Source organism: Halorubellus sp. JP-L1, assembly GCF_011440375.1.
Classification (GTDB): domain Archaea; phylum Halobacteriota; class Halobacteria; order Halobacteriales; family Natrialbaceae; genus Halorubellus.
Genome location: NZ_JAAOIR010000001.1, coordinates 1,613,728 through 1,636,728, shown reverse-complemented (window position 1 = coordinate 1,636,728; position 23,001 = coordinate 1,613,728). Strand labels below are relative to the sequence as shown.

Annotated in this window: 25 protein-coding genes, 3 tRNA genes and 1 other RNA gene; 12 read left to right on the top strand and 17 right to left on the bottom strand. The window is 66.0% G+C overall.

The genetic code is table 11. The features are described 5' to 3' along the window. Positions 1 to 34: 34 nt before the first annotated feature. On the top strand, positions 35 to 1,180 hold the full coding sequence (locus G9C85_RS08335; protein WP_166038746.1) for a nicotinate phosphoribosyltransferase: 1,146 nt from the start codon (positions 35 to 37) through the stop codon (positions 1,178 to 1,180). A gap of 224 nt (positions 1,181 to 1,404) precedes the next feature. On the opposite strand, the gene G9C85_RS08330 is transcribed toward G9C85_RS08335, so the two are convergent. Further along, the gene (locus G9C85_RS08330) at positions 1,405 to 2,016 is read right to left on the bottom strand and encodes a TIGR00296 family protein (RefSeq protein WP_166038744.1); all 612 of its coding nucleotides are present in this window, start codon (positions 2,014 to 2,016) and stop codon (positions 1,405 to 1,407) included. A 94-nt stretch (positions 2,017 to 2,110) separates the two neighbouring features. Between G9C85_RS08330 and rnpB the strand changes: the two genes are divergently transcribed. Together rnpB and G9C85_RS08320 are read left to right on the top strand one after the other, a co-directional pair. After that, positions 2,111 to 2,432: RNase P RNA component (rnpB, locus tag G9C85_RS08325), an RNA gene on the top strand. Between the two features lie 536 nt (positions 2,433 to 2,968). Continuing rightward, complete coding sequence (locus G9C85_RS08320; protein ID WP_166038742.1) at positions 2,969 to 3,547, top strand: bifunctional 2-polyprenyl-6-hydroxyphenol methylase/3-demethylubiquinol 3-O-methyltransferase UbiG; 579 nt, start codon at positions 2,969 to 2,971, stop codon at positions 3,545 to 3,547. Between the two features lie 216 nt (positions 3,548 to 3,763). Here G9C85_RS08320 and G9C85_RS08315 read toward each other — a convergent pair whose 3' ends face one another. The 5 genes from G9C85_RS08315 to G9C85_RS08300 form a co-directional block, all read right to left on the bottom strand. After that, positions 3,764 to 4,861 carry an aminopeptidase gene (locus G9C85_RS08315; protein ID WP_166038740.1) on the bottom strand — a complete coding sequence of 366 codons (1,098 nt, stop codon included), beginning with the start codon at positions 4,859 to 4,861 and terminating at the stop codon, positions 3,764 to 3,766. Positions 4,862 to 4,949: 88 nt separating this feature from the next. Next, positions 4,950 to 5,084 (bottom strand): hypothetical protein, encoded by a 135-nt coding sequence (locus G9C85_RS19095; RefSeq protein ID WP_275690763.1) that lies wholly within the window; start codon positions 5,082 to 5,084, stop codon positions 4,950 to 4,952. Between the two features lie 301 nt (positions 5,085 to 5,385). Beyond that, positions 5,386 to 5,859 (bottom strand): FxLYD domain-containing protein, encoded by a 474-nt coding sequence (locus G9C85_RS08310; RefSeq protein WP_166038738.1) that lies wholly within the window; start codon positions 5,857 to 5,859, stop codon positions 5,386 to 5,388. A 208-nt stretch (positions 5,860 to 6,067) separates the two neighbouring features. Continuing rightward, positions 6,068 to 6,187, bottom strand: a tRNA-Ile gene (locus G9C85_RS08305). A gap of 81 nt (positions 6,188 to 6,268) precedes the next feature. Then, positions 6,269 to 7,009 (bottom strand): homing endonuclease associated repeat-containing protein, encoded by a 741-nt coding sequence (locus G9C85_RS08300; protein ID WP_166038736.1) that lies wholly within the window; start codon positions 7,007 to 7,009, stop codon positions 6,269 to 6,271. 84 nt (positions 7,010 to 7,093) lie between these two features. Between G9C85_RS08300 and G9C85_RS08295 the strand changes: the two genes are divergently transcribed. Next, a complete protein-coding gene (locus tag G9C85_RS08295) occupies positions 7,094 to 7,291 on the top strand; it encodes a hypothetical protein (protein ID WP_166039002.1) in 198 nt (65 codons plus the stop codon). 86 nt (positions 7,292 to 7,377) lie between these two features. Here the strand turns inward: G9C85_RS08295 and G9C85_RS08290 are convergent, their stop codons facing one another. Beyond that, complete coding sequence (locus tag G9C85_RS08290) at positions 7,378 to 8,166, bottom strand: class I SAM-dependent methyltransferase (RefSeq protein WP_166038734.1); 789 nt, start codon at positions 8,164 to 8,166, stop codon at positions 7,378 to 7,380. 132 nt (positions 8,167 to 8,298) lie between these two features. After that, positions 8,299 to 8,371: transfer RNA gene (locus tag G9C85_RS08285), tRNA-Asn, on the bottom strand. Positions 8,372 to 8,523: 152 nt separating this feature from the next. Between G9C85_RS08285 and cca the strand changes: the two genes are divergently transcribed. Beyond that, positions 8,524 to 9,921 carry a CCA tRNA nucleotidyltransferase gene (gene cca / locus G9C85_RS08280; protein ID WP_166038732.1) on the top strand — a complete coding sequence of 466 codons (1,398 nt, stop codon included), beginning with the start codon at positions 8,524 to 8,526 and terminating at the stop codon, positions 9,919 to 9,921. Between the two features lie 71 nt (positions 9,922 to 9,992). Here the strand turns inward: cca and G9C85_RS08275 are convergent, their stop codons facing one another. From G9C85_RS08275 to G9C85_RS08260, 4 genes are all read right to left on the bottom strand, one after another. Further along, positions 9,993 to 11,000: a histone deacetylase gene (locus tag G9C85_RS08275; protein ID WP_166038730.1), complete on the bottom strand. Its 1,008-nt coding sequence runs from the start codon at positions 10,998 to 11,000 to the stop codon at positions 9,993 to 9,995. A gap of 7 nt (positions 11,001 to 11,007) precedes the next feature. Further along, positions 11,008 to 11,439, bottom strand: a complete 432-nt coding sequence (locus tag G9C85_RS19090) for a histone (protein WP_166038728.1) — start codon at positions 11,437 to 11,439, stop codon at positions 11,008 to 11,010. A gap of 162 nt (positions 11,440 to 11,601) precedes the next feature. After that, on the bottom strand, positions 11,602 to 13,044 hold the full coding sequence (locus G9C85_RS08265) for a single-stranded DNA binding protein (RefSeq protein WP_166038726.1): 1,443 nt from the start codon (positions 13,042 to 13,044) through the stop codon (positions 11,602 to 11,604). A 176-nt stretch (positions 13,045 to 13,220) separates the two neighbouring features. Beyond that, positions 13,221 to 13,751, bottom strand: coding sequence for a hypothetical protein (locus G9C85_RS08260; protein WP_166038724.1), 531 nt, complete (start codon positions 13,749 to 13,751; stop codon positions 13,221 to 13,223). 154 nt (positions 13,752 to 13,905) lie between these two features. On the opposite strand from G9C85_RS08260, the gene G9C85_RS08255 reads away from it, so the two are divergent. Then, positions 13,906 to 13,978, top strand: a tRNA-Arg gene (locus G9C85_RS08255). A 339-nt stretch (positions 13,979 to 14,317) separates the two neighbouring features. On the opposite strand, the gene G9C85_RS08250 is transcribed toward G9C85_RS08255, so the two are convergent. Both G9C85_RS08250 and G9C85_RS08245 read right to left on the bottom strand, forming a co-directional pair. Beyond that, a complete protein-coding gene (locus G9C85_RS08250) occupies positions 14,318 to 14,743 on the bottom strand; it encodes a DUF5684 domain-containing protein (RefSeq protein ID WP_205254316.1) in 426 nt (141 codons plus the stop codon). Between the two features lie 169 nt (positions 14,744 to 14,912). Then, complete coding sequence (locus G9C85_RS08245; protein WP_166038722.1) at positions 14,913 to 15,437, bottom strand: hypothetical protein; 525 nt, start codon at positions 15,435 to 15,437, stop codon at positions 14,913 to 14,915. Positions 15,438 to 15,622: 185 nt separating this feature from the next. Here G9C85_RS08245 and G9C85_RS08240 point away from each other — a divergent pair, with 185 nt between their 5' ends. Further along, a complete protein-coding gene (locus G9C85_RS08240; protein ID WP_166038720.1) occupies positions 15,623 to 16,270 on the top strand; it encodes a DUF309 domain-containing protein in 648 nt (215 codons plus the stop codon). A gap of 156 nt (positions 16,271 to 16,426) precedes the next feature. Here the strand turns inward: G9C85_RS08240 and G9C85_RS08235 are convergent, their stop codons facing one another. Continuing rightward, on the bottom strand, positions 16,427 to 16,870 hold the full coding sequence (locus tag G9C85_RS08235; RefSeq protein WP_166038718.1) for a hypothetical protein: 444 nt from the start codon (positions 16,868 to 16,870) through the stop codon (positions 16,427 to 16,429). 109 nt (positions 16,871 to 16,979) lie between these two features. Here G9C85_RS08235 and G9C85_RS08230 point away from each other — a divergent pair, with 109 nt between their 5' ends. Together G9C85_RS08230 and G9C85_RS08225 are read left to right on the top strand one after the other, a co-directional pair. Further along, positions 16,980 to 17,549 carry an HVO_2922 family protein gene (locus tag G9C85_RS08230; RefSeq protein WP_166038715.1) on the top strand — a complete coding sequence of 190 codons (570 nt, stop codon included), beginning with the start codon at positions 16,980 to 16,982 and terminating at the stop codon, positions 17,547 to 17,549. Between the two features lie 222 nt (positions 17,550 to 17,771). Continuing rightward, positions 17,772 to 19,085: a hypothetical protein gene (locus G9C85_RS08225; RefSeq protein ID WP_166038713.1), complete on the top strand. Its 1,314-nt coding sequence runs from the start codon at positions 17,772 to 17,774 to the stop codon at positions 19,083 to 19,085. Positions 19,086 to 19,300: 215 nt separating this feature from the next. Here the strand turns inward: G9C85_RS08225 and azf are convergent, their stop codons facing one another. Next, positions 19,301 to 20,053, bottom strand: coding sequence for an NAD-dependent glucose-6-phosphate dehydrogenase Azf (azf, locus tag G9C85_RS08220; protein ID WP_166038711.1), 753 nt, complete (start codon positions 20,051 to 20,053; stop codon positions 19,301 to 19,303). Positions 20,054 to 20,153: 100 nt separating this feature from the next. Here azf and G9C85_RS08215 point away from each other — a divergent pair, with 100 nt between their 5' ends. Continuing rightward, on the top strand, positions 20,154 to 20,510 hold the full coding sequence (locus tag G9C85_RS08215) for a dihydroneopterin aldolase family protein (RefSeq protein ID WP_166038709.1): 357 nt from the start codon (positions 20,154 to 20,156) through the stop codon (positions 20,508 to 20,510). A gap of 174 nt (positions 20,511 to 20,684) precedes the next feature. After that, positions 20,685 to 21,134, top strand: a complete 450-nt coding sequence (locus G9C85_RS08210; RefSeq protein ID WP_166038707.1) for a DUF5790 family protein — start codon at positions 20,685 to 20,687, stop codon at positions 21,132 to 21,134. Between the two features lie 48 nt (positions 21,135 to 21,182). Here the strand turns inward: G9C85_RS08210 and surE are convergent, their stop codons facing one another. Continuing rightward, a complete protein-coding gene (surE, locus tag G9C85_RS08205) occupies positions 21,183 to 21,959 on the bottom strand; it encodes a 5'/3'-nucleotidase SurE (RefSeq protein WP_166038705.1) in 777 nt (258 codons plus the stop codon). A gap of 142 nt (positions 21,960 to 22,101) precedes the next feature. On the opposite strand from surE, the gene G9C85_RS08200 reads away from it, so the two are divergent. Further along, positions 22,102 to 22,908, top strand: a complete 807-nt coding sequence (locus tag G9C85_RS08200; protein ID WP_166038703.1) for a winged helix-turn-helix domain-containing protein — start codon at positions 22,102 to 22,104, stop codon at positions 22,906 to 22,908. Positions 22,909 to 23,001: the final 93 nt, after the last annotated feature.

Genomic DNA, 23,001 nt, shown 5'->3' with positions numbered 1-23,001 from the left:
CCCTCTTTTCGCGTGCCCGGTCCAAGCCCGTGGTATGACCGAGTCGTTCGACACGATCGCCGAGGGCGACGTCCGCTCGGGGCGTGCGACGGACGCGTACTTCGACCGGACCGTCGAAGCGCTCGAGGCCGCGGACCGGAACCCGCACGTCGTCGCGGAAGTGACAGCCGACCAGTTCCCGGACGGCGAGTTCGAGGTGCTCGCGGGCGTGAAGGACGCCGCGGTGCTCCTCGAAGGCCGGGACGTCGACGCCCACGCCATTCGCGAAGGTCGCCTGTTCGACGGCGGCCCCGTACTCCGGATCGAGGGCGCGTACCGCGAGTTCGCACGCCTGGAGACGTCGCTCCTGGGATTCCTCTCGCACGCCAGCGGGTTCGCGACCGGCGCACTGCGTGCGCGCCGCGCCGCCCCGGACTCGAACGTCCTCTCGTTCGGTGCGCGTCACGTCCACCCGAGCATCGCCGCGGTCGTCGAACGCGCAGCGCTCGTCGCCGGTCTCGACGGATTCAGTCACGTCGCCGCTGGCGACGTCCTCGGCCGCGAAGCCAGCGGGACGATGCCGCACGCGCTCATGCTGTGCTTCGGCCGCGGCAACCAGGAGGACGCCTGGCGGGCGTTCGACGACGCCGCGCCCGAGGACGTCCCCCGGATCGCGCTCTGTGACACGTTCACCGACGAGAAGGACGAGGTGCTGCGAGCGATCGAGGCGCTCGGTGACCGCCTCGACGGCGTCCGCCTCGACACCACCGGCAGTCGCCGCGGCGACTTCGCGCACATCGTCCGCGAGGTCCAGTGGGAGCTAGACGTCCGCGGGCACGACGAAGTCGACGTCTTCGTCAGCGGCGGCCTCGGCCCCGAGGAACTCCGCGCGCTCCGGTCGGTCGCCGACGGCTTCGGCGTCGGGAGCGCGATCACGGACGCCGACCCCGTCGACTTCGCGCTCGACATCGTCGCGGTCGACGGCGACCCAGTCGCCAAGCGCGGGAAGCTCGCCGGCGTGAAGCAAGTCTATCGGACCGACGACGGCGAGCATCACGTCGCGCTCGCCGACCGCCCCGGCCCCACGGACGGCACGCCACTCCTCGAGCCGCTCGTCGACGACGGCGAGATCGTTCGCGAGTTCGACCTCGAGGATGCCACCGACCGCTGTCTCGCCGACGCGAAGCGCGTCGACTTCTGAGATCGAACGTCGCGACACGCTACGCTGGGTCGAACGTCAGATGGCGAGCAGGTGACTCGTCGCGGCCGCTCGCGTCGACGCGAGTCACGCACCCGCCTTGACGCCGACGCACCCTCGTCTCGGGCACGCCGACCGTCGCCGCCGCATCGTACTTCAAGCACCGGTCGGTCGACTACGGTCGGGACTCGTCGACGTGGCGACCGATAGAAGGAGACTCGACCCCGTTACGGCGATCCCAGTTCCTGGATGCTCCCGTGAGGCTTTCGCTCGCGGAACACCTGTCCGTCGAACAGCGTCACCATCACGTCCTCGCGCTCGTACGCGTTCGGTGCCAGCCCCGCCTTCCGGCAGACGCGCGCCAAGTACTCCTCCGCGCTCCATCCGTGCTCGAGGGGAACCGTCGGGTAGAGCCACCCCGACTCGGCGCCGGTGTCGATCGCCGCGCCGTGCCGACCGATCTCGATGTCCGCCACGGGGTCGTCCGTCAACACGACGTTGTTCACGTAACACAGCGACACCGTGAGGTTGTCCAGCTCCGAGGGCGTGATCTCGGAGCCACAGGAATCTTCGCTCGCCGCTTCGATGGCGGCGTCCACGATGACGTGCCCGACGCGCTCGTCGCTCTCGTATCCGCCCGCGCAACCGCGGAGACTCCCGCGTCCTCGCGTCGACTCGAGTCGAACGAACGCACCGGTTCGCTCGTAGAAGGCGTCCCGCATACTCCCCGGCTGTTCGCGCTGTCCGTTGACGACGAACGACTCGACGGATTCGCGAGCGAGTTCGACCGCTCGCGCACCGTCATCATACGAGAAACTGGCGGTGGTCGCCTTCGACATACACCTATTACGGGCAGGAACGCTCTTGAACGCTTTCGTTTCGCCACGAGCCCGCACCGCCGGACTTAACCCCCGTACCTCCCTAGGGGGAATCGGTAGAGAGAGCCCGGCCACCGCTGCCCCTCGCGGGGCGAGCGAGGAAAGTCCCCCCACCGTCCGGGCAGGCGACTGGACGCAAGTCCAGAGCGGGAGACCGCTGGCGCTGGAACAGAAACGACACCCCTCACCGCGAGCAAGGACGCGCGCGAACCGACCCGCGAGGGAAGGGAGTTAACCCGCAGAGCGCTGACCGGTGAGAACGGATGGAACGGCGAATCCTCGCCGGTGCAAGTCCACGCCACAAGGTAGCCCGGACACGGACGTGGACGCTCAGCCGAATGCCGGGCCGAACAGAAGGGGGCTTACTCCTCTCAACCCACAACCTTTTGTCGAGCGACGGCTGTGCGACCCGCGCGGAGCGCGGGTCGCGGCCGTCGCTCGCAAAACGTTGATGAAAAGGTGACCGTGCAGGTGACCATCGAACGGTGGACGGTGGCGGGGAGCGACGACCGCACCGCCGCCACCGCGACCGCACCGCCACCGCGACCGCACCGCCGCCACCGCGACCGCACCGCACCGCGCCCCGCCCTCCCCCTGCTCGAAGCGCGCGCCGTTCCGCGCGCGCTTCGACCGGCCCGGGCGCTAGTCGAATCGAGCGTTCGAGGACCGGCTGGCGCGCGGTATCGTAGCCGTGATCCGGCGGGGAGCGCGGCTGCGTCGTACCGTGCGAGGTTTCCGCGAGTGAAACGAGCGGGAGCATGTGAGAGCTTGCTCTCACACAGGTCGCTGCGCGAGCGTAGCGAGCGCAGCGTCGGTTGGGAGAGGGCGAGGCTACGATGCGGGCTCGGTGACGCGGACCGATTCCTCGACAGGACCCGAAAGATACCTCTCCGTCGTCCGAGACTGCGGCCGTATGGACGAACTCGCACGCACGACCCGAGCGTACGAGACCGACGCCGGAGCGTACGTCGAGAAGTACGAGACCGAATCGATCGCCGCTCGCTTCTGGGACGACGTCGACCCGAAGTTCCCAGGCCCCCGCCTCCTCGACGTCGGCTGCGGGCCCGGACCCGACACCGCGACGTTCACAGACCACGGGTACGACGTCGTCGGCTTCGACCTCACCACCGCCTTCCTCCAGCGCGCTCGCGACACCGTCGACGCACCGTTCGTCCGCGGCGACATGCGCACCCTCCCCTTCCAGTCGAACGCGTTCGACGGCGTCTGGGCGTGCGCGAGCCTCCTCCACGTCCCCCGCGACGACGTCCCTGGGACCCTCCGCGAGTTCCGTCGCGTCCTCGACGCCCCCGGAACGCTCGTCGCCACCCTCAAACGCCAGGGGACAGACCGCCACAGCGACGACGACCGCCACTTCGAACGCTACACCCCAGCGGAACTCCGCGCGCTCGCAACCGACGCCGACTACGACGACGTCACCGTCACAGCCAGCGGCGACCGCTGGCTCGAACTCACCGCACGCATCGACGCCTGACGCGGCGCGAGCGAAGCGAGCGCCGCGCGACCGCCGAGCGGGGAGCGTAGCGAGCCGCGAGGCGTCGGTACCGTCCAGGTAGTCGCTGTTCGTACTACTGCGCGAGCGAAGCGAGCGCCGCGCGACCGCCGAGGGGGGAGCGTAGCGACCCGCGAGGCGTCGGTCCCGTCGAGGTAGTCGCTGTTCGTCTACTGCGCGAGCGAAGCGAGCGCCGCGCTACGCCGTAAATTTGTCCTCCCACCTGAACACGCCGTCGCGCTGGACGACCTCGCCGTCGACCTCCAGGCGCGAGTCCTCGCTCACGTCCGCGATCATGTCCACGTGCACCGCCGAATGGTTCCCGTCTTCGCCCTCGGGGAGGTTCGCGTCGTACGCCCGCCCGACCGCGAGGTGGACGGTGTCACGCATCTTCTCGTCGAACAGGATGTTGTCCGTGAACCGATCGATGCCCGGATTCATCCCGATCCCGAGTTCGCCCAGTCGCCGCGCGCCATCGTCCGTGTCGAGAATCTCCCCCAGGACGTCCTCGTTGTGCCCCGCCGAGTACTCCACGACCTCGCCGTCCTCGAACGCGAGCCGGACGTCCCGCACGGTCTTCCCGCGGAACGTCATCGGCACGTCGAAGCACACCTCGCCCTCCGTGTCGTACGGCGCTGTGAACACCTCCCCACTCGGGAGGTTACTCGAATTGTAGGCGACGCTCGCCGCCGAGTTCACCGCCGTCCGCCCCTCGATCGACATCGAGACGTCCGTGTGGTCGCCGATCACCAGTCGGACCTCGCTGCCCGCGTCGAGGATCTCCTTCAGCTGCGCCATCTCGTCCGCGAGCGCCTGCCAATCCCGGAGAATCGCGTCGTACACGAACTCCTGGTACGCCTCGTAGGACATCTCCGCCTGCTGCGCGAGCGACCGCGTCGGATGCAGCGTCGACACGTAATCCAGGTCCATCCACGCCTCCCGAACCGCCTCCGACGCCTTCGAACTCGCCGCGCGCGTCGCCGCGTCCACGTCCACCATCGCGCTCGTGTTCCGACCCCCACCGATCCGGATCCCCACGTCCGCGCTCTCGACGAGCGCCAGCTCGTGCTCGCCCAGCCCGAACTCGTCGTCGTGCGCCCGCAAGTACGCGCGGTTCGCCTCCGCCGACGAGTAAAGCGTCACCACGTTCGCCCCACGCTCCCCGAGCGCCTCGGACACCGCCACCGCCAGGTCGTGACAGCCCTCGCTCACGCTCACGATCACGTCGTCGCCCTCCTCCACGCGCGCACTCCAATCCACGAGCACCTCGGCGTGCTCTCGAACACGGTCGTCCATACCCCCACCCAACGCCGCCGCCCACAAAACCAGTCCGCATCCAGAACTCTCGAACCCTGTGTCGGACGGCCAGCGCGAACGGCCGGCGCTACGCCTTCGCCACCGTGTAGTTCGTCCCGACCTCGTTCATGTTCAACTCGTCCGCGCGCCGCTTGGCCTCCTTCCGCGACTCGAACGGTCCCTCGACCTCGCGATCGCCTACCATGACGTAGTACCCACTCATCGACGCCCCCTATCCAGCGCACGACAAAGAGTCTCACGCAATTCGCCAGGTGCGATCTCTCTCATAGCGGCGGGTTTCAACGATGACCATATCCCCCCCTCCTCTCGACATCGTCCGCTTTGCGTACTGGTTCGGTGGTCTCGTCGTTGGATTCCCTGCGGGACTTCTGCACGTCTCGGATACCGTACTCGGGTTCTTTCGGCGAGGTTACCGAGAGAGAACGCGGAAACGCGGCGAGGACAGCAAAGCGGACTGGCTACTCCATCCCTCGAGAAGTCGACCGGTCATCCGACGAAGCCGCTCAGCTGCTAGTCGTTTCGGTCCCGCCGTTCGCGAGCTCGCCGTCGATATTGACCGTGTACCCGGTCGCCGCGTACATCTCTTCGCCGTCGAAGCTGGTCATGAAGCGCCAGAGCTCACCGGCACCGAGGCCGTCGAGTTCGTCATCGCTGGTGTCGGCCACCTCACCGATGGTACTGTCACCGTCGTTCAGCGTCACCTCGACCTCGACGAAGTCGTAGGCCGTCTCACCGGTGTTCTCGACGGTTCCCATCACGGCCACGCCGCGCGAGGTTTCGACCATGGTGGTACTCGTTAGCGCGAGGTTGTCCGCCGTCTCGCCGGTCTCCCCTTCGACGGCGTCGAAATCGACGTCGTCGTCGCCGCCACCGTTGCCGCCGCCGTCGCCGTTATCTTGGGCGGGTTCGCCGCATCCGGCGAGCGCGACGCTCGCTGCTGTTGCTCCTGTTACCGCCAGGAAGGTGCGTCGTTTCATGGCAGTATCGCTCCCTCTAGCAGTCACCGTTGGTTACGAGTTGGGCCTTCCACTGCAAGCGGCGACGCCCCGAAACGACGAGGCGGCGCAACGGCAGAGCGAAGTGTCCAGACTCCTGAACCTGCTCTGCCCCATCACTTACCGCAGTCCGGAATACCGGAATACGAGCCAGAATCGATAACGAGACGTCTCTTGGACCGACTCTAGATGGGCCCTGGCGGATTTGAACCACCGACCACTCGGTGTCCCACAGTCTTGACACCCCGCCGCGACTGCGTCAAGCAACTGATATGAGCCGAGTGCTCTAACCAGACTAAGCTAAGGGCCCTCTACCGGGATTTGCGGTCAATCCCCCTTGAGTCTGCCGGATACGTACGACAGCGACGCGAGACCGTTAGATTCCTCCACTTCAAGCCCGAATCTCGGCCACTAGTTCTTCGGGTGATTCGAGGACGACGCAATCTAGCCCCTGCTCCTCGTAGTGCTTGAGTTTTTGCTCGAAATCGGCTGCGTTCGGTCGTTCGCCATCGGCAAATCCGTTCACTTCGACCCACAGCTCGAACGCCGAAAGGTAAAAGTCACCAACCCAGGACGTTCCATCCAGATCCGGATGGACCTCGTACTCGATATCACGCTCGTGGAGTAACTCCGCGATTTTCAGTTCCTGACGACTCTCAAGCGTCGAACCGCGCGGTCCCTCACACCTCACTCCGTACTTCTCACCAGCGTCGATCTTCGCTCGTTCGCACGCTTCACGCCACGACCCGAACGTCTCCTTAATTGTATCGTCGGCGTACGAGCCATTCTCTGCGTACTGCCGTGTCGTGAGGTAACTGCTCTCGACAGTATGCAGAACGGCACGCATGTCCTGCAACATATCAGTTGCTTCGGCTGGTCCGTACTCCCCCACGTGTCCTCGCTTCAGGCCTGCGTCCTCCAACAGGTCGTTCCAGGATCCATCGAGTCTCTTGTAAATGGTCGCGAGAGATGGAAACCTTCCGTCGTTTGCTGCTTCCTCGGTCGTCGGTGGCTCGCCGTGCTCTACCGCATACGATTTCACCGCCTCGCGTAAGTCTGCATACTCCATTTTCTCGTTCATACTCGTGTGCTGGTTCCCGTAGAACTCTCCTATCGTTTCACCCGAAATCACACGCTGAAAATACTTAAAATTAGCACATGTGCTAAGTATGGGTCGATGGGTACTGCTAATGGGCTCGCTCGTGCAGGCGACGGTATGGCGAAGACGCGTGCCTTGTTGACGGAGACGGAGCGCGAGCAGATTGCTGAGGAGCACGGGGATACGCGGAAGCATCAGGCGGCTTCGCGTATCAGGAGTCGCATCCGGGACGAGTTGCCGGAGGATGTGGCGTTGCTTGCGGAGCATCATCCGACGCTCCTCGACGAACTTCGCGAAGCAGTCTGTGAGACGTAGCTGGGGTATCTCGTCCGGACGCAGGTTGGCTCTATGGTCGTGGTCGATCTGTCTGCATGGCTGCAGGGCGTCGTCGTTGCGGTCGCTCACGCGACGGTTGCTTTCGCGAGTCGGTACTCAATGGGGACGGTGTTCGTGGTGTCATCGAAGTAGTCGTCGATGACGTCGAGCACGTCGGCGCGGAGGGCAGGGTGGTCGGCGTCGTCGACGTCTTCGAGGGCGACGATGAACATTCCGGACTGGGTTCTTGCGCTCTCCCAGAGGTGCGCTGGGGAGAGCGAGCGCTGGTCGACGGTCCCGGTCTCGAATTCGAGGTCGGCGACGCCGTCGCCGAGGCGGTCCTGGACGACGTCGGGGTCGCCCCAACGGAACGGCGGTTCGGGAGCGTCGGGGTTCGGCGGGAGGTACTCGTTCATGACGTTCGCCATCGCGGGGACGACGCTCTTGGGCGTCCAAGACGTGAACGCGATCTGGCCGCCGGGGCGCGTCACCCGGACCTGCTCCGAGGCTGCGAGGTCGGGCGGGTTCGCGAACATGTGGCCGACGCACGAGAGCGTGGCGTCGAACGCGTCGTCGTCGAACGGGAGGTCGACCGCGTCGCCTTCGTGCCAGTCGGCGTCGACGTCGGCGATCGCGGCGTTCTCGCGGGCGTCCTCGAGCATCGCTGGCGTGATGTCGACGCCGGTCACGCGTGCACCGCGTCGTGCGGCCGTGATGGCGACGTTTCCGGTTCCGCACGCGACGTCGAGGATCGCCTGGTCCGGGCCGACGTCGGCGGCGTCCACGAGGTGCGCGGCCATCGAGAGGAAGTCCTCGCCGATGTCCGGATACGACCCGATCGTCCAGACGTGCTTCACGTAGTCTTTCGAAGCCATTCTAGTCGGTTCGGGCGACGTCACGATAACTCTGAGCGAGGTCGCGAGGACGAGTGCTGTCTCCACGCGTAGCGACGTCTCTCCGTCGCTGGTGGCCGAGCGGTCGCTACGGCGACGTGGGTGAGAGAGAAGCGCCGTCGCCAGGACTCGAACCTGGGACAACCACGTTAACAGCGTGGTGCTCTACCATCTGAGCTACGACGGCTTCTGCAATACTGTGTTGTCGCGGGTCGCTGTATAGGGCTTTCGTTTCGGCGTGGGGCGTGCGGGGGCGTGTCGTGTGGTTTGCGGGGGTTTCGGTGGGCGTCGCGTGGTGGTTTCGATGGGTTTTCCGTGCGAGGCGGCGAGTGCTGTGGTATGAGCGACGAGTCGCCCGGCGAGGGCGGAGACGACGGGGACGCGTTCGAGCGGGTGGTGTCGCGGGTTCGAGAGCGCGTGGACCCGAGCGAGGAGGAGTGGGCGCGGATGCGGGAGGTAGTGGCGGCGTTGACCGAGCGCGCCGAGGACGCGGTCGCGGACCTGTGTCCTGGCGCGGACGTGATGCAGGTCGGGTCCACTGCCAGGGGGACGTGGGTCGCGGGCGACCGTGACGTGGACCTGTTCGTGCGATTCCCGCCCGAGGTCGACCGCGAGGACCTGGAGGCGTGGGGACTCGAGGTCGGGCACGCGGTGCTGCCGGAGGGCCGCGAGGAGTACGCGGAGCACCCGTACGTCAAGGGCCAGTATCGCGGGTTCGACGTCGACTGCGTGCCGTGTTACGCGGTCGAGTCGGCGAGCGAGATCCGGTCGGCGGTCGACCGGACGCCGTTCCACAACGAGTACCTCGAGGCGCGACTCGACGACGACCTCGCGGGCGAGGTGCGCGTGACGAAGCAGTTCCTGAAGGGCGTCGGCGTGTACGGAAGCGATCTCCGAACGCGTGGGTTCTCGGGGTACGTCACGGAGCTGCTCGTCGCCGAGTACGGCGGGTTCCGCGAGTTCGTCGAGGCGGTCGCGGACTGGCACCCGCCCGTGGAGATCGACCCGGAGGGGCACGCGGCGGCGTCGTTCGACGACGCGCTCGTGGTCGTCGACCCGACGGACCCGGAGCGGAACGTCGCGGCGGTGTGTTCGGCGGGGAACGTCGCGCGCCTCCAGCATCACGCTCGCGCGCTCCTCGCGGCTCCGTCCGTCGAGCGCTTCGAGGCGACCGACCCCGAACCGCTGTCGGCGGCGGACGTCCGCGAGCACGTCGACCGGCGGGGGACGACGCCGATGGCGGTCGCGTTCTCGCCGCCGGACCTCGTCGACGACCAGCTCTGGCCGCAGCTCCGCCGGTCGGAGGCCGGGCTCGTCGACGAACTCGACCGCCGCGGGTTCGACGTCCTCCGGTCGGCAACGTTCGCTACGCAGGACCGGTCCGCGGCAGCGATCCTCGTGGAACTTGAGGTCGCGGAGCGGCCGCGCGTCCGCCGGCACGAGGGCCCGCCCGTGCACGTCGCGGACCACGCGCGCGGGTTCTACGAGAAGTACGCGGCCGACCCGGACGCGTACGGGCCGTTCGTCGCGGACGGCCGGTACGTCGTCGAGCGCGAGCGCGAGCACACCACTGCCGAGGCGTTCCTCGAGAGCGACGCGGTGTTCGACGTCCGCCTCGGCACGCACGTCGAGAGCGCGCTCGAAGCCGGCTACGACGTCCTCGTCGACGACGCGGTCGCGACGCTCGCCGAGGACTTCGGCGTCGAACTCGCCGCGTACTTCCACCCCGAACCCTGAACGCGAGATCGGGTATCGAACCGCGAGCGTGCGTCGACCGTCGGAAGGAGCAGGGGAGACCGAGAAGCGAGTCAGTCGAGGTCGTGGATCGCTCGGGCTTCGTCGACGAGGTCGCGGACGTCGTCGTCGACGGCCTCGTCGGTCGGGATCGGGTCGCGGCCGTCGAACGTCTCGTGAACCATCGCGACGCCCTCGGCGAGCACGTCCAGGCCGTAGCCGCCCTCGAGCACGAACCCGATGGGGGCGTCGACGGCGTCGGCGAGCGCACGCAACTGGTCGGTCATGATGGCGTACCCTTCGGTGGAGACGCGCATCCGCGAGATCGGGTCGTGGCGGTGCGCGTCGAACCCCGCGGACACCAGGAGGAGGCCGGGGTCGAACCGTTCGACGGCGGGCGCGACGACGTCCTCGATGGCGGCGGCGTAGTCCGCGTCCCCGGCACCGGCGGGCATCGGGAGGTTCAACGTCGTCCCTTCGCCGTCGCCCTCGCCGGTCTCGTCAAGTTCGCCCGTCCCGGGGTAGAGCCCGGACTCCTGGAGGCTCGCGAAGAACACGCGGTCGTCGTCGTACCAGATGTCCTGCGTGCCGTTCCCGTGATGGACGTCCCAGTCGACGATCGCGACGCGGTCGACGTCGCGCTCGGAGAGCGCGTGGTCCGCGGCGACGGCGACGTTGTTCACGAAACAGAACCCCATCGCGTCGTCCGCGACGGCGTGATGCCCGGGCGGCCGGCCGAGCGAGAACGGCGTGTCCCGCCCCTGGTCGCCGTCGAGCGCGGACTCGGCGACCCACTGCGCGATCCCGGCGCTCTGCAGGATCGCGTTCCAGGACTCCTCGACCGCGGCGGTGTCCGGGTCCCAGTCCCCGCCGCCGTCAGCGCAGAACTCCCGGAGCTCCCGGACGTAGTCGGGGTCATGCACGCGCTCGATCGCGCTCACGCTCGCCGCGTCGGGTTCCACGTACGCCACGCCGTGCTTGCGCTTCAACCCCTCGCGGATCGCCCGCAAGCGGTCCGCCGTCTCCGGGTGCCGGGGGCCGGTGTCGTGGTCGAGGCACGTACCGCTGTAACCGAAGTTCATCTGGGGGTCACTCGAAGAGCGCGAAGTACGTCTCGATGTCTTCGGCCTTCACGGTGCGTCTGTCGGCGTGTCGCGCGAGCGTCGCCGCGGCACTCGCGACGTTGTCCGCGTAGTCCTCGAGGATGTCCGCGAGCGCGATGCGGGCGTCCATCGAGACGCGATACGAGTCGTCGATGTCGATGCGCGCGATCCGGTCGACTGGCGCGACCGGGAGTTCGAGCGCGTCCCCGTCGAGATTCGCCGTCACGCCGAAGTCCTCCGCCATCAGCGTCTTCCGGCCGTCCTCGGTTGCGACGTCGGCGGCTTCGACGGCGAGGCCCGCGCCGTGGGACTGGATCCGGCGCGCGAGCTCCTCCGCAGCACCCGCGCTCACGCGAAGGTCGCCAGCGTTCCGTCGAATGATCGTATCCACCGGCGCGAACGGCAACTCGACGCTCATACACCAACCCGGGTTCGGCCACGCCTTAGTAGTTTCCGTGACGGAACGAGGACGACGGAGAACGCGCATCGTACATTCTCGACACGTCACACGAGGTCGTCACTCGCGGCCGACGTGATCAGGACTATAGCGGGAACGATGGCGGCGGTCGTTCTCGTCGGGTCAGACGACGTCGTCGGCGTCGACGCGTCCGTCGACGAGGTCCCCACGGACGGTGACCTCCTGGCCGAGGTGGACGTCCGCGTCCGTGTCGACCGACATGGTCTCCTCGCCGTCGTCGAGCACGACCGGACTCCCGGCCTGCACGACCGTGCCCGTGAACTCGACGCGCTCCCCGTCCTCGCGCGCTTGCGTCGTCGCGGCGACGCCACCGCCGCCCCCGCTATCGGACGCGCTTGCGCCATCGCCGGCGTCGTCGCCTCCGTCGTCCGCGAACGCGTCCAGGCCAGTCGCACCTTCGTCCCCGCTCCCGTCGGTCCCCGCGTCGGCCTCCGTGGCGTTCCCGTCGAGCACCGTCACCGAGGACCGCCAGCCCGCCGACGCCTCGAGGTCGTCCTGCCAGCCGTCCTGTATCTCCACGTCCGCGAACGCCACGCGGTCCCCGGGGCCGATGTCGTAGTCCGCCTTGTCGCCCCACAAAGCGACCCGGATGTCGCCGGAGTCGTCCTGCACGCGCACGTTCCGCACCTGGCCCTCGCTGCCGTCGTCGCGGTCGAACGTCCGCTTCGGGTCCGCCGACCGCACCACGCCAGCGATGTCCACCGTCGTATCGATCTCGAGGTCGTCGATCGGCACGGACTCGGGCTCGTACGCGACCTCCTCGTCGAGGTCCTCGATCGCGCCGCGCTCGCCGACGTGCAACTCGAGGTCGCCGTCGCGCTCGCGAGTGTAGCCGTCCACGACCTCGACGCTGTCGCCAGCGTTCACGTCGTCGACGGTCTCGGCCTGCCCGTCCCACATCGTCACGCGAACGCGCCCGGTCTCGTCGCCGAGCACGAGGTTCGCGACCTTCCCCTCGCTGCCGTCGTCGCGGTCGAACGTCCGCACCGACTCCGTGTCCAGCACCTTCCCCTTCACGTTCACGTCCGACAACCCGAGACTCAGTCCGTCGATCGTGCTCTCCCCGGAGACGTCCACGTTCACGTCCGTGTCCGGCGCCGGCTCCACGTCGTCGACGTTCACCTCCACGCCGTTGTAGCCCTCCTTCGGTCGCCCACCGACCTTGAGGACCATTCCTGCCTCCAGTTCCTCCTCGGCGGCGTCCGCTTTCTCGTCCCAGAACGCGAGCCTGACACTCCCCGTCTCGTCGGCCACCTCGACGTTGATGACGCGGCCGTCCGGCTGGTCCTCGCCGTCGCGCTCGAACCCGCGCTTCTCGCCGACCGAGGTCACCTTCGCGACGAACTTCACCTCCTCCATCCCCGGCTCGACGTCCGCGACGCCCTCGACTTCGCCGTCCTCGAGTTCGTGCGCGACGAGCATCGCGGCGGACTCCTCGTCGGCGAGGCCACCCATCTGCTCGACCTTCGCCTCGACGGCGTCCCGGAACTCCGCCAGCTCGACGTCGGTGTCGAGGTCCTCGTAGACGTCCTCTATCGCGCCCATAATCGTACGATTCCGCATGGTTGGACGCCGCTTAAGCGTTGTCTTCTCGCGGAGAGCGCGGTCCCGGCTTGCGGTTCCCGACGTCGACGAATCGCGATCATCGCCGGGCTTACTGCGGCTCCCTACAAGAAGCCTCGGACCACCACGAGCGCGCGAGTCAACGTCGTGTTTCGGAGCTATCGGGACTGCTCCGCGACGACCGACGTCTCCCCCTGCGCCCGATGCTTCACCGTCACCGACTCCGGCACGCCGTTCTCCGTCTCGACACCAGCCGAGTACTCGACGACCGCGAGGCACTGCTCGCACGCCTCGGCGTCCGTCGCCATCGCCTCCAACGTCACCGTCAACGCCCCGTCGCTCAAGGAGACGTCCGCGAACGCGGCCTCGTGGCACGGATCGCTCGTCGAGATCTTCCCGTCGACGGACGCACCACTCTTACCGAACGCGATCTCGGCTGTGTTCTCCGTCCCACAGCCCGTGTTCGTCGTCTCCAGGCTCTGCTTCGCGACCGCCACCGGCGCCTCGGTCGTCGTCGGCTCGGTCGTCGTGGAGTCGGTCGTCGACGACTCTCCCGTCGTCGACTCGTCACCGCCGGTCTCCTCGGTCGTCTCCACATCACCGGAACCAGCGCCCTCGCTGAGGCACCCGGCGAACGCGGCCATACCCGTCACGGCACTCGCCCGCTTCAATAGCGCCCGTCGCTTCATACTACCACGAACGACCCGTGTTTTGAAAGGGCTTGTCCACGCTGAAAAATTGTTTTCATCCAGCCCCCGCGCTAGCAGCCCCCACGCGCCGCCCCGCGATTCCACCCCTACACATCGTAACCCTCTTGTGTACCACCACGAAACGTAGAGATGAGTCCGGGTAGGGTAGTGGACTATCCTCTTGGCTTGCGGAGCCAGGGACCGGAGTTCAAATCTCCGTCCGGACGTTTCTCCCGACGCAACAACGCCGAGCGATAGCGAGGCGTCTGCGTCGGGAGAAACGATGACACGGAGATTTGAGCAAGCGAGTCGCAGCGCGCGAACGCAGTGAGCGCGACCGTCTCGCCCAGTTCAAATCTCCGTCCGGACGTGCCCCCGCTCGCCTTCGTCGCCGGCGCTACGCGCCGGCTGCCAGCGAGACCGAAGGTCTCGCCCTGCTCGCGGGGACTCCGTCCGGACGTTCTCAGCGGACAAAGACGCCGAGAGACAGGAGCGTCAAACTTCGTCCGGACGTTCGTGGTTGGGACTGGGTAAGGGTGTGTTCGCAGAAAACGGGGTCGTGCCGTCTAGAACTGGGTGCCGCTGGCGCCGGCGCCGGCGCCGCCGGCGGGCCCGTGGCCGTTGTAGTTCGCGTCCCCGAACCCGAGGAGCGGGTAGAAGATGAACGGGAGGAATGCGAGGCCGAGGCCGAATCCGGTGCCCTTCCCGAAGTTCTTCGCCATGTCGATGGGGACGATGATCGCGGGGATGAGGCTGATGACCGGGATGAAAAAGAGGATTAGCCACCAGGCGTCTCGGTCCGCGATCTTGAGCATGTAGTAGATGTTCAGGATCGGGATGATGGAGGCCCAGCCGGGCTGGCCTGCCTTCTCGAACGTCTTCCACATGCCGGCGATGGAAACGACGATGATCGCGAGGTACACCAGGAGGATGACTATCCCCGCGCCATCGCTCTGTAGCGGTACGGTCGGTATCGCAGTGACGTCCATCATTGGAACCACATCATGTACAGTTCACTCACTTATCAAAAACCCATTGGTTGCTTCTATATCTTGAATACCGTATACGGGCGAATAGAACCGGGGGTGGATCGGTGGGCGAGTCGTCGGCCGGCTGACCGACTGTGCCAGTCGGCCAGTAATCGAGTCGACGCGCGAGCGGTCAGTCGTCGCGAGTCTTGTCCGCAACGACTTGCGTAACGGGTTCGTCCTCGCCTTCGGGCGTGAACTCGTGGATGAGGACGAGCGAGTGCGGGTCGCGGTTCGTCTCGAGCGTGCCCGCGTACTCGATCTGTCCGAGGCAGGACTGGCAGTTCTCGGCGTCGGTCTCCTGGATGCCGACGGTGACCTCGACGACGCCGCCGAGCACGCGCTCGTTCACGTACTGCGCCTCGTAACAGGGCGTGTTCGCTGGGACGGAGCCACTGATATCCGCACCGCTGTCGGTGAACTCGATGCTGCCGGCGTTCTCGCTCCCGCAGTCGGTCGACTCGGTCTGGATGTCCCGGGACGTCACCTCGAGCGCCGGCGTCGTCGTGGTCGACTCGGTCGCCGGCGTCGTGGTTCCGTCGTCGGTCGCGGTGGTCTCTGTCTCGGAGTCGTCGTCGCCGGATCCGTCGAGGCAGCCGGCGATGGCGCCGAGCGCGGTCGTTGCGGCGGTCGTTCGAAGGAGAGCACGACGTCGCATGCGTCATCGTTCGCGTCGAAGAACTGCAAGCCTTGTGTTACGTGAAAGAGCTGGTTGACCGAGAGCATGCCTCCCAAACGAGACGAGCCAGCGTCGACGTCGCCGTGGCGACCGGCGCGACGCGCGAGTCGGTTCGAGGCCGGTGGACGGAAAGACCGTTGGTCGGCGAGTGCGTACGGGTCGGTGTGCGAGCGAATCTTCGTGCGGGGCTGGCGTTGTTCAACGACGGGTTCTATCACGCGGCCCACGACCCGCTGGAGGGGGCGTGGCTGGAGAGCGACCGCGACGACGCCGACGGTCGATTCCTCCAGGGGCTCGTGCAGTTGACGGCGGCGGTGCATCACGCTCGCGGGCGTAACTGGGAGGGGTGCGTGGGGCTCGCCGAGAGCGCGCTCGAGTACCTCGACGGCGTCCCCGACGACTACAGTGGGGTGGACGTCGCGCTCGTCCGCCGCGTGCTGGAGACGCTCGCGAGCGACCCCGAGGTCGTCGAACGCCGCGCGATGCCCGTCCTCGAGTTCGAGGGCGAGCGCGTGACGCGCGAGCGACTCGCGCCGGATGCCGCGGCGCTCGCCGCCGAAGCGCTCGCGGCGGAACGCGGACTCGACGCGTCCGTCGTCGAACGCGCCGCCGCGTACGCTCGCGAGGACCGCCAGCGCCAATCCGACGACGACCGCGCCGCGAGCGCGCGGAACGAGGCCGCGAAACTGGAGCGGTTCCTCGTCGACTTCGCGACAGCCGACGACGACTACGCGATCGTCTACCAGCGCCTCGCCGACCACGTCGAGCGCCGCGACCACCGCGCGAGCGACGTCGACGGCCTGTTCGAGTGACTATCAGTGCGAGCGACGTCGACGGCCTGTTCGAGTGACTATCAGTGCGAGCGACGTCGACGGCCTGTTCGAGTGACTATCAGTGCGAGCGACGTCGACGGCCTCTTCGACTGACGCCAGCGAGCCGGGCCGGTCGGCTCGACCAGCCCTGTTGGCTCAGTCTCGCTCGGCGCGGTCCTTCCACTCGCGTTCCTGGCGTCGTTCCTTCACGTGCCGGCGGCCGCCGGCGATCTCGTCGGTGGCGTCTGCGCCGAACGCGACGATGTCGCGGAGGAACGATTCCTCGTAGGTCTCGAGGAGGTCGTACGACCACCGTCCGGGGTCGTCGGGGTGTCCGCTCTCGGCGACGCCCCGGGGGAGGAACTCGTCGCGGATGGCGTCGGCGAGCGCGTCGTGCCCGGTCTCGCGCAGGCGCGTTTCGGCGTCGGCGAGGTGGTCCATACCGCGGCCGGTTGCGTGGTGGAACGCGACGAGGTGTCCGTGCGCGCGATGCAGGTGCTCGATGCCGAGTTCGACCTCGTGCAGCGCCGACGCCTCCGCGTCGGTGAGGTCGTCTGCGTCGCCCGCGGACTCGTCGTCGTTCCGGTCCTCGGCTCCCATGCCAAACGATAGCACGCGAGGAGATATACGCGTGCGGCCTGAGAGAGCGCGGGGACTGCCCGACGAGTACGGCTCAACAGTTATCCGCGCGGCGGCCGTCGATTAGAGCATGTCGGATGAACCCCTCTACAAGACCACTCAGACTGCGACCCGGAAAGCGATCGCGTCGTACCTGCACAACGTGGCGAACGCGTTCGACAGCGGCGACGCCGTTCCGGTCGCCGACTCGGTGACGGTCACGCCGCCGGGCGAGGTCGAGATGGAGGTCGACGTGGAGCGCGAGGGCGACGAGTCGAGTTACGAGGTCGAGTTCGCGTGGCCGGCGGCCGACGGCGACGTCGACACCGACGCCGACGTCGCGGCGAGCGGCATCGGGAGCGACGCCGTAGACGCGGACGCGGAGTCGCCAGACGACGCGGGTGCGGGAGGAGACGACGCAGACGCAGCGGGCGAGCGGGAGGCGACCGAGGAGGTCGCCGAGACCGTCCCCGCGGGAAGCAAGGCGACGTTCGAGATCTATCGCGACCGCGCGAACGAGTGGCGGTGGCGGCTCCGTCACGACAACGGGAACGTGATCGCGGACAGCGGCGAAGGCTACGACCGGAAGGCCGGCGCGAGGAACGGCATCGAGAGCGTGCAGCGCAACGCCGCCGGTGCGGACGTCGACGAGCAATCGTAGCGCCGCGCCCACTCGCAGCCGCAGTGGATCGGCCGCTCGCGGCTACTCGCCAGCGTACTCCGCGGAGTTGCCGCACGCATCAGAGGGCACAGAGCAGTAAGAATTCCACATGAAGAACTAACCTTTCTTGACTTCCCGTATTAATTTTGCCGCTGATGGACTCCATATAGGAATCTGCGAATGGCTAACGTTTAATACACGCCACCATGTCTTTTTTCCAGAATGAATGACTTAAGGGTTGGGAAGGTATTTCGGGAAACCGGCTATCCCGAACACACCTATATCCGGAGGCGAGAAGGACATAAAGAGGAGGAACTAGCAGATTACTTATTCAAAGAAACAGCCGCAGTTTCTATCTCTGGACCCTCAAAAACGGGTAAGTCAGCATTAGTGAAGTATGTCGTAGAAGAGGTTGAGAGGGTGCCATCAAATCATGTTCCTGTAAGGGGAAACAAAGTCGAGTCAAAGGACGACTTGTGGAAGATAGTGCTGAATAAATTAGACGAACCCACGAAATACACTAAAGAAACAAAGGAAGGAGAGAGAAAAACAACTAGCAAAAAACTGGCGGCAAGTATCAAAGCAATAACTGGGCAATATAAGAAAGACGATACAGAAGTAGAGTTTGAGACTATAATCGAAGAAAAGAATCTAGGGATAGATACTGTTCTTGAGCTTTTTCAGGAGGAACGGTTTGTGATTTTCATCGACGACGCTCACAAAATACCCGATGATATTCATAAGGATATTGCTGAAGAAATTAAGGAGGCAATAGACAGAGACGCGTTAATTTGCGTGGGATATATCGACTATCGAGGTGATGCACTCACTTCTGCCGACTCCGATTTAAATTCACGAGTCGATACGATTTCTCTTCGCCAGTGGTCGGAGGACGACCTTGTCCAGATCGCAAACAAGGGATTTGATAAGCTAAATATCGAGGTCAACGACGACTTTGTGGAAACCCTTGCTTTTGAAGCACTCGAATCCCCTCAGCTGATGCAAAAGTTCTGCTACCATTTTTGCGTATCAAATGACATATACTATAAACAAGAGGATGAGGTGGACATCTATGGGAGCGAACAAGATGCAATAAAAATCCTCAAAAATGCTGCAAGCTCTTTGAATGAAAACTATTCCACGGAATTCGGTCTTATCAGCGGTCGGACACATGGGAGAAGTGAAGATAAATTTGAATTTGTTGACGGCACAAAAGGGACCAGATATGATGCCATACTACGGGGGATTGCAGCGAATGAACCTAGCACAAGCTATAGCTTGAATGAGCTAAAGAAGAAAATAAGGATCGGATGTGCAGGCAAACCTCCCCAGAGCGGGAACGTAACTAAGCACCTAAAAAGGATGAATAAATGGGTAAAACAAGATGAAGATGTTGATGACTATATCTTTGACTTCGTTTCTAACAAAGAGGAACAGGTTCAAATCCCAGAGCCTGCTCTGCTCTTCTATTTAAGATGGTCGGGGGTTCTGAACTTCGAACCGGGTCTCAGGGTTGATTCTCTTAGGAACCCATAAGAAGACGATAAAAAGACAAAGATAGCCTTTGTTCCAATTTTCCTTCTGCAGTCTTGCGTTCTACCGTAAAAACTAGGCCTCTTGCGGTTTACTTACAAGAGAACTGACGCATTTCAGTGGCCTACCTAACCGTCCTGTATGACTACAAGAACAGGGCGGGATGATGCAGAGAAATCCGACTTTTCTCAACGGGGTAAAAGCGCTCGAAAAGCACCCTACTCGCCCGCGTACTCCGCGGAGTTGTCCCGCGGTTCGTAGCCGAGGACGTCCTTTGCGTTCTCGAGCGAGTAGTACTTTCGGTCGTTGTTGCTGATGCCGTACACGATCTCGTAGTCGTAGTCGGCTTCGATGGTGCGCTGGAAGAGGTGCCCGCAGTCGCGGTAGGAGAGCCACATCGCCTGGCCGCGCTCGTAGTCCTTCGGGGGGTGTTCCTCGGTGAGGTTCCCGATGCGGACGGCGACGAAGCTGAGGTCGTGTTCGTCGTGGTAGTAGCGGCCGAGGGTCTCGCCGGCGGCCTTCGAGACGCCGTAGAGGTTCCCGGGGCGAGGGAGTTCCGAGCCGTCCAGCAGGAAGTCGTCGTGCTCGCGGTAGAGGTCGGGTTTGCGCTCGGTCTCGTAGTGCTTGACGGCGTGGTTCGAGGAGGCGAACGCGACCTTCTCGACGCCCTCGTCGACGGCGGCCTGGAGGACGGTGTGGGTGCCGTCGACGTTGTTCGAGAGGACGCTCGACCAGGGCGCGGTCTTACGCGGGTCGCCCGCGAGGTGGACGACGGCGCCGCAGCCCGCGACGGCGTCGCGGACGGCGTCCTCGTCGGTGATGTCCGCGACGACGAACTCGCCGGGGTACTCGTCGGCGTCGGCGGGCGGGTCGCGGTCGAGCAGCCGCCAGTCGTACTCCTCGCCCGCGTAGTCCAGGAGTGCGGTGCCGACGTGCCCGCGGGCGCCGGTGAGGAGGACGGGGTCGTCCATTCGTGTGGTGGCAGGACGACCGCGAACAAGAAGCGTGCGGTTCGCGTCGGCGCGGCGCTCGAACCCGAATCCCCTTTGGCGTCGCCCTCGGATTCGAGGTATGGTCGAGGAGCCGACGACTGGCGAGGAAGCCGCGTTCGAGGCGGGGATCAAGTTCGGATCGCTCTACCACCAGTTCGCGGGGACGCCGGTGTCGCCGACGAGCGCGGCCAGCCTCGCGCGAGCGATGGAGGAATCTATCGAGAACCAGCCCCATTGCGAGGACGTCCAGGTCGCGATCCGCGAGGACGCCCTGGCAGCGGCTATCGCCGAGGCAGGCGCGGACTACGTGGAGTTGACGGGGTCGCTCGTGGACGTGTCGATGCGGATCGAGTACGAGGGCGTGACGGTGTACACGAGCATGGCGATGCAGGACGGCTACCCGCTGATGCAGGTCGACTCCGTCGAGCGCGAGTGACCGGTCGCGGAGCGATGGGTCGGGGTCGACGGCGAGCGCTCGATCGAGGAGCGACGGGGGGCGTCGTCTCTATCGGTCCACTCGGCACAGATGCGGTCGTGGCGCGCTCTCGGCCGGGATTTCACTTTCACTTTCAGGCGGGTACTTAACCCCTTCGCGGGCGTCGTTCTCGGCATGAGTCAGACCAGTCTCGACGACGACGAACTGTTCGGCGAGATGGCGTCGGAGATGCGCGAGGACGTGGAGTCGGCGCTCGCCGAGGCGCGAGCGGCGCTCCCGGAGGCGGACGAGGTCTGGGAGTCGGACGCGGACAACGTCCTCGGCGTCCTGAACGGGCTGCGATCGGCGCTCGACGTCGGCGACGCCGAGGACCACCTCCGGGACGCGAAGAAGGCATTCGTGATGGGGAAGCGCGCGGACGCGTTCGAGGACGCCGACGACCTGGAGGCGGAGATCGAGACGGTCGAGGACCTGATCGCGACGATCGAGGACGCGCACGACCAGGTCGGGGACCTGGCGTCGACGGTGCCGGAACTCCGGAGTACGCTGGAGGACGCACACGCCGACGCGGACGAGGACGGTGGCGCGAGCGAGGACGCCGACGCGGACGAGGACGAGGAGTAACGCCCCTGCGAGGCCGGGTCCCGGTTTCGGCCGTGGCGAGGCCGGAGGTCAGTATCGTTCTTCGAGCGACCGGAACGGCTCGTGGTCGACGGTGTTCGTGGTGGTCGAGAGCGGGGCGATGCTCACGTCGCCGTCGGCGAGCGCGCGCCGGTCGGTGCCGACGGGGTCGGTGACTCGTTCGTCGCGGTCGGGGCGGAGCGGGTCGTAGAACGCGCTGGTGACGGCGTAGCCGTCGCCTGATTCGTCGACGCGGAGCGAGTAGTCGTGGACGGGTTCGGTGAGCCGCAGGTGCGTGTCGTCGGTCGTCTCGGTGGGGACGTTCACGCTGAGGTAGGCGTCCGCGTCGGTGAGCGTCTCGGGAGCGATGGCGTCGACGAGGCGTCGGGCGACGTCCTGGGTGGCGTCGAACGCGTTCCGCTCGAACTCGACGAGGCCGCCTTCGACGGGGTCGTACGTGGAGAGGGCGATGCCGGCGTGACCGAGGAACGCGGCTTCGGCGGCGGCGCCGACGGTCCCGGAGCGGCCGACGTTGTCCGCGCCGACGTTCGGGCCGTCGTTGGCGCCGGCGACGACGAAGTCGGGGTCGTCGACGACGTGCAGGCCGTACGCGACGCAGTCCGCGGGCGTGCCGGTGACGGCGTACCCGCGGTCGTGCTCGCGGACGGCGAACTCGCGGTCGGCGGCGCGCCCGACGCCGCTCTGGTTGTCGACGGGTGCGACGACGGTCACGTCGGCGACGGTTTGGAGGGCGTCGTGGAGCGCGGCGATGCCGGGGGCGTCGATGCCGTCGTCGTTCGTGAGGACGACGGTCGGCGGTGAGTCCATGCGGCGACGTTCGAGGGTGGAATCTGAGAAACTGGCGGTCGCACCCGGACCGCTCCCTCGACGGGCGGCGACTCGGCAAGTGGGTACAAAGCGCCATCTTACTCGACCGAATGGCTATGATGGCTCCGTGCGTACGTCTCCCATGCTTTCGAGTGCTTCGACCGGACCGCTCGACGACGTCGAGTTCCTCGTGCGGTCGGAGCACCGGGTCGATGCGCTCGGCGCGCTGGCCACGCGACCGCGGACCCGAGCGGACCTGCTGTCGCTGACGGGCGTGTCCCAGTCCACGATCGGGCGGACGCTCCGCGCGTTCGAGGACCGGAACTGGATCCGCAGGAACGGCAAGTACTACGAGGCGACGAAACCGGGCGCGTTCGTCGCGGTCGGCGTCCGGGAGCTGCTCGACCGGGTCGAGACCGAGCGACGACTCCGCGACGTCTGGCGGCTCCTCCCGAACGAAGCGGACGGTTTCGGGATCGAGATGTGCACGGATGCGGTCGTGACGGTCGCGAGGGCGGCGGACCCCTACGGGCCGGTGAATCGGTTCGCCTCGCTGCTCGAGGAGACGGACCGGTTGCGGTTCGTGGGGTTCGACGTGTCCCTCCTGGCGCCGTGCGTGGACGAGTTCTGCCGGGCGCTGGATGCGGGCATGGAGACGGAGCTGATAGAATCCCCTGGCGTCGTCGGGCGCATCCACGAGACGTGTCCCGAGCAGTTCGCCGACAGGCTGTCGGGCGGTGACCTCACCGTCTCGGTGCACGACGCTCTGCCCGCGTTCGGCGTCGGCATCCTCGATACCAGGGTCGCGATCAGCGGCTGCGACCCCGACAGCGGGGCGGTCGCGGTGCTCGTCGACACCGAGGACCCGGTGGCGCGAGCGTGGGCGGCGTCGCTGTACGAGTCCTATCGACGCGAAGCGACGCCGATCGGTCTCGAACCGACCGCGTAGTCCGAGTCGCTACCAGTCGTCGGGGGTACTTGCAGCGGCGACGGCGTTTCGTCGACTGCAACCCGGGCAGTGGCTGCAACCCGCGCACCGAAT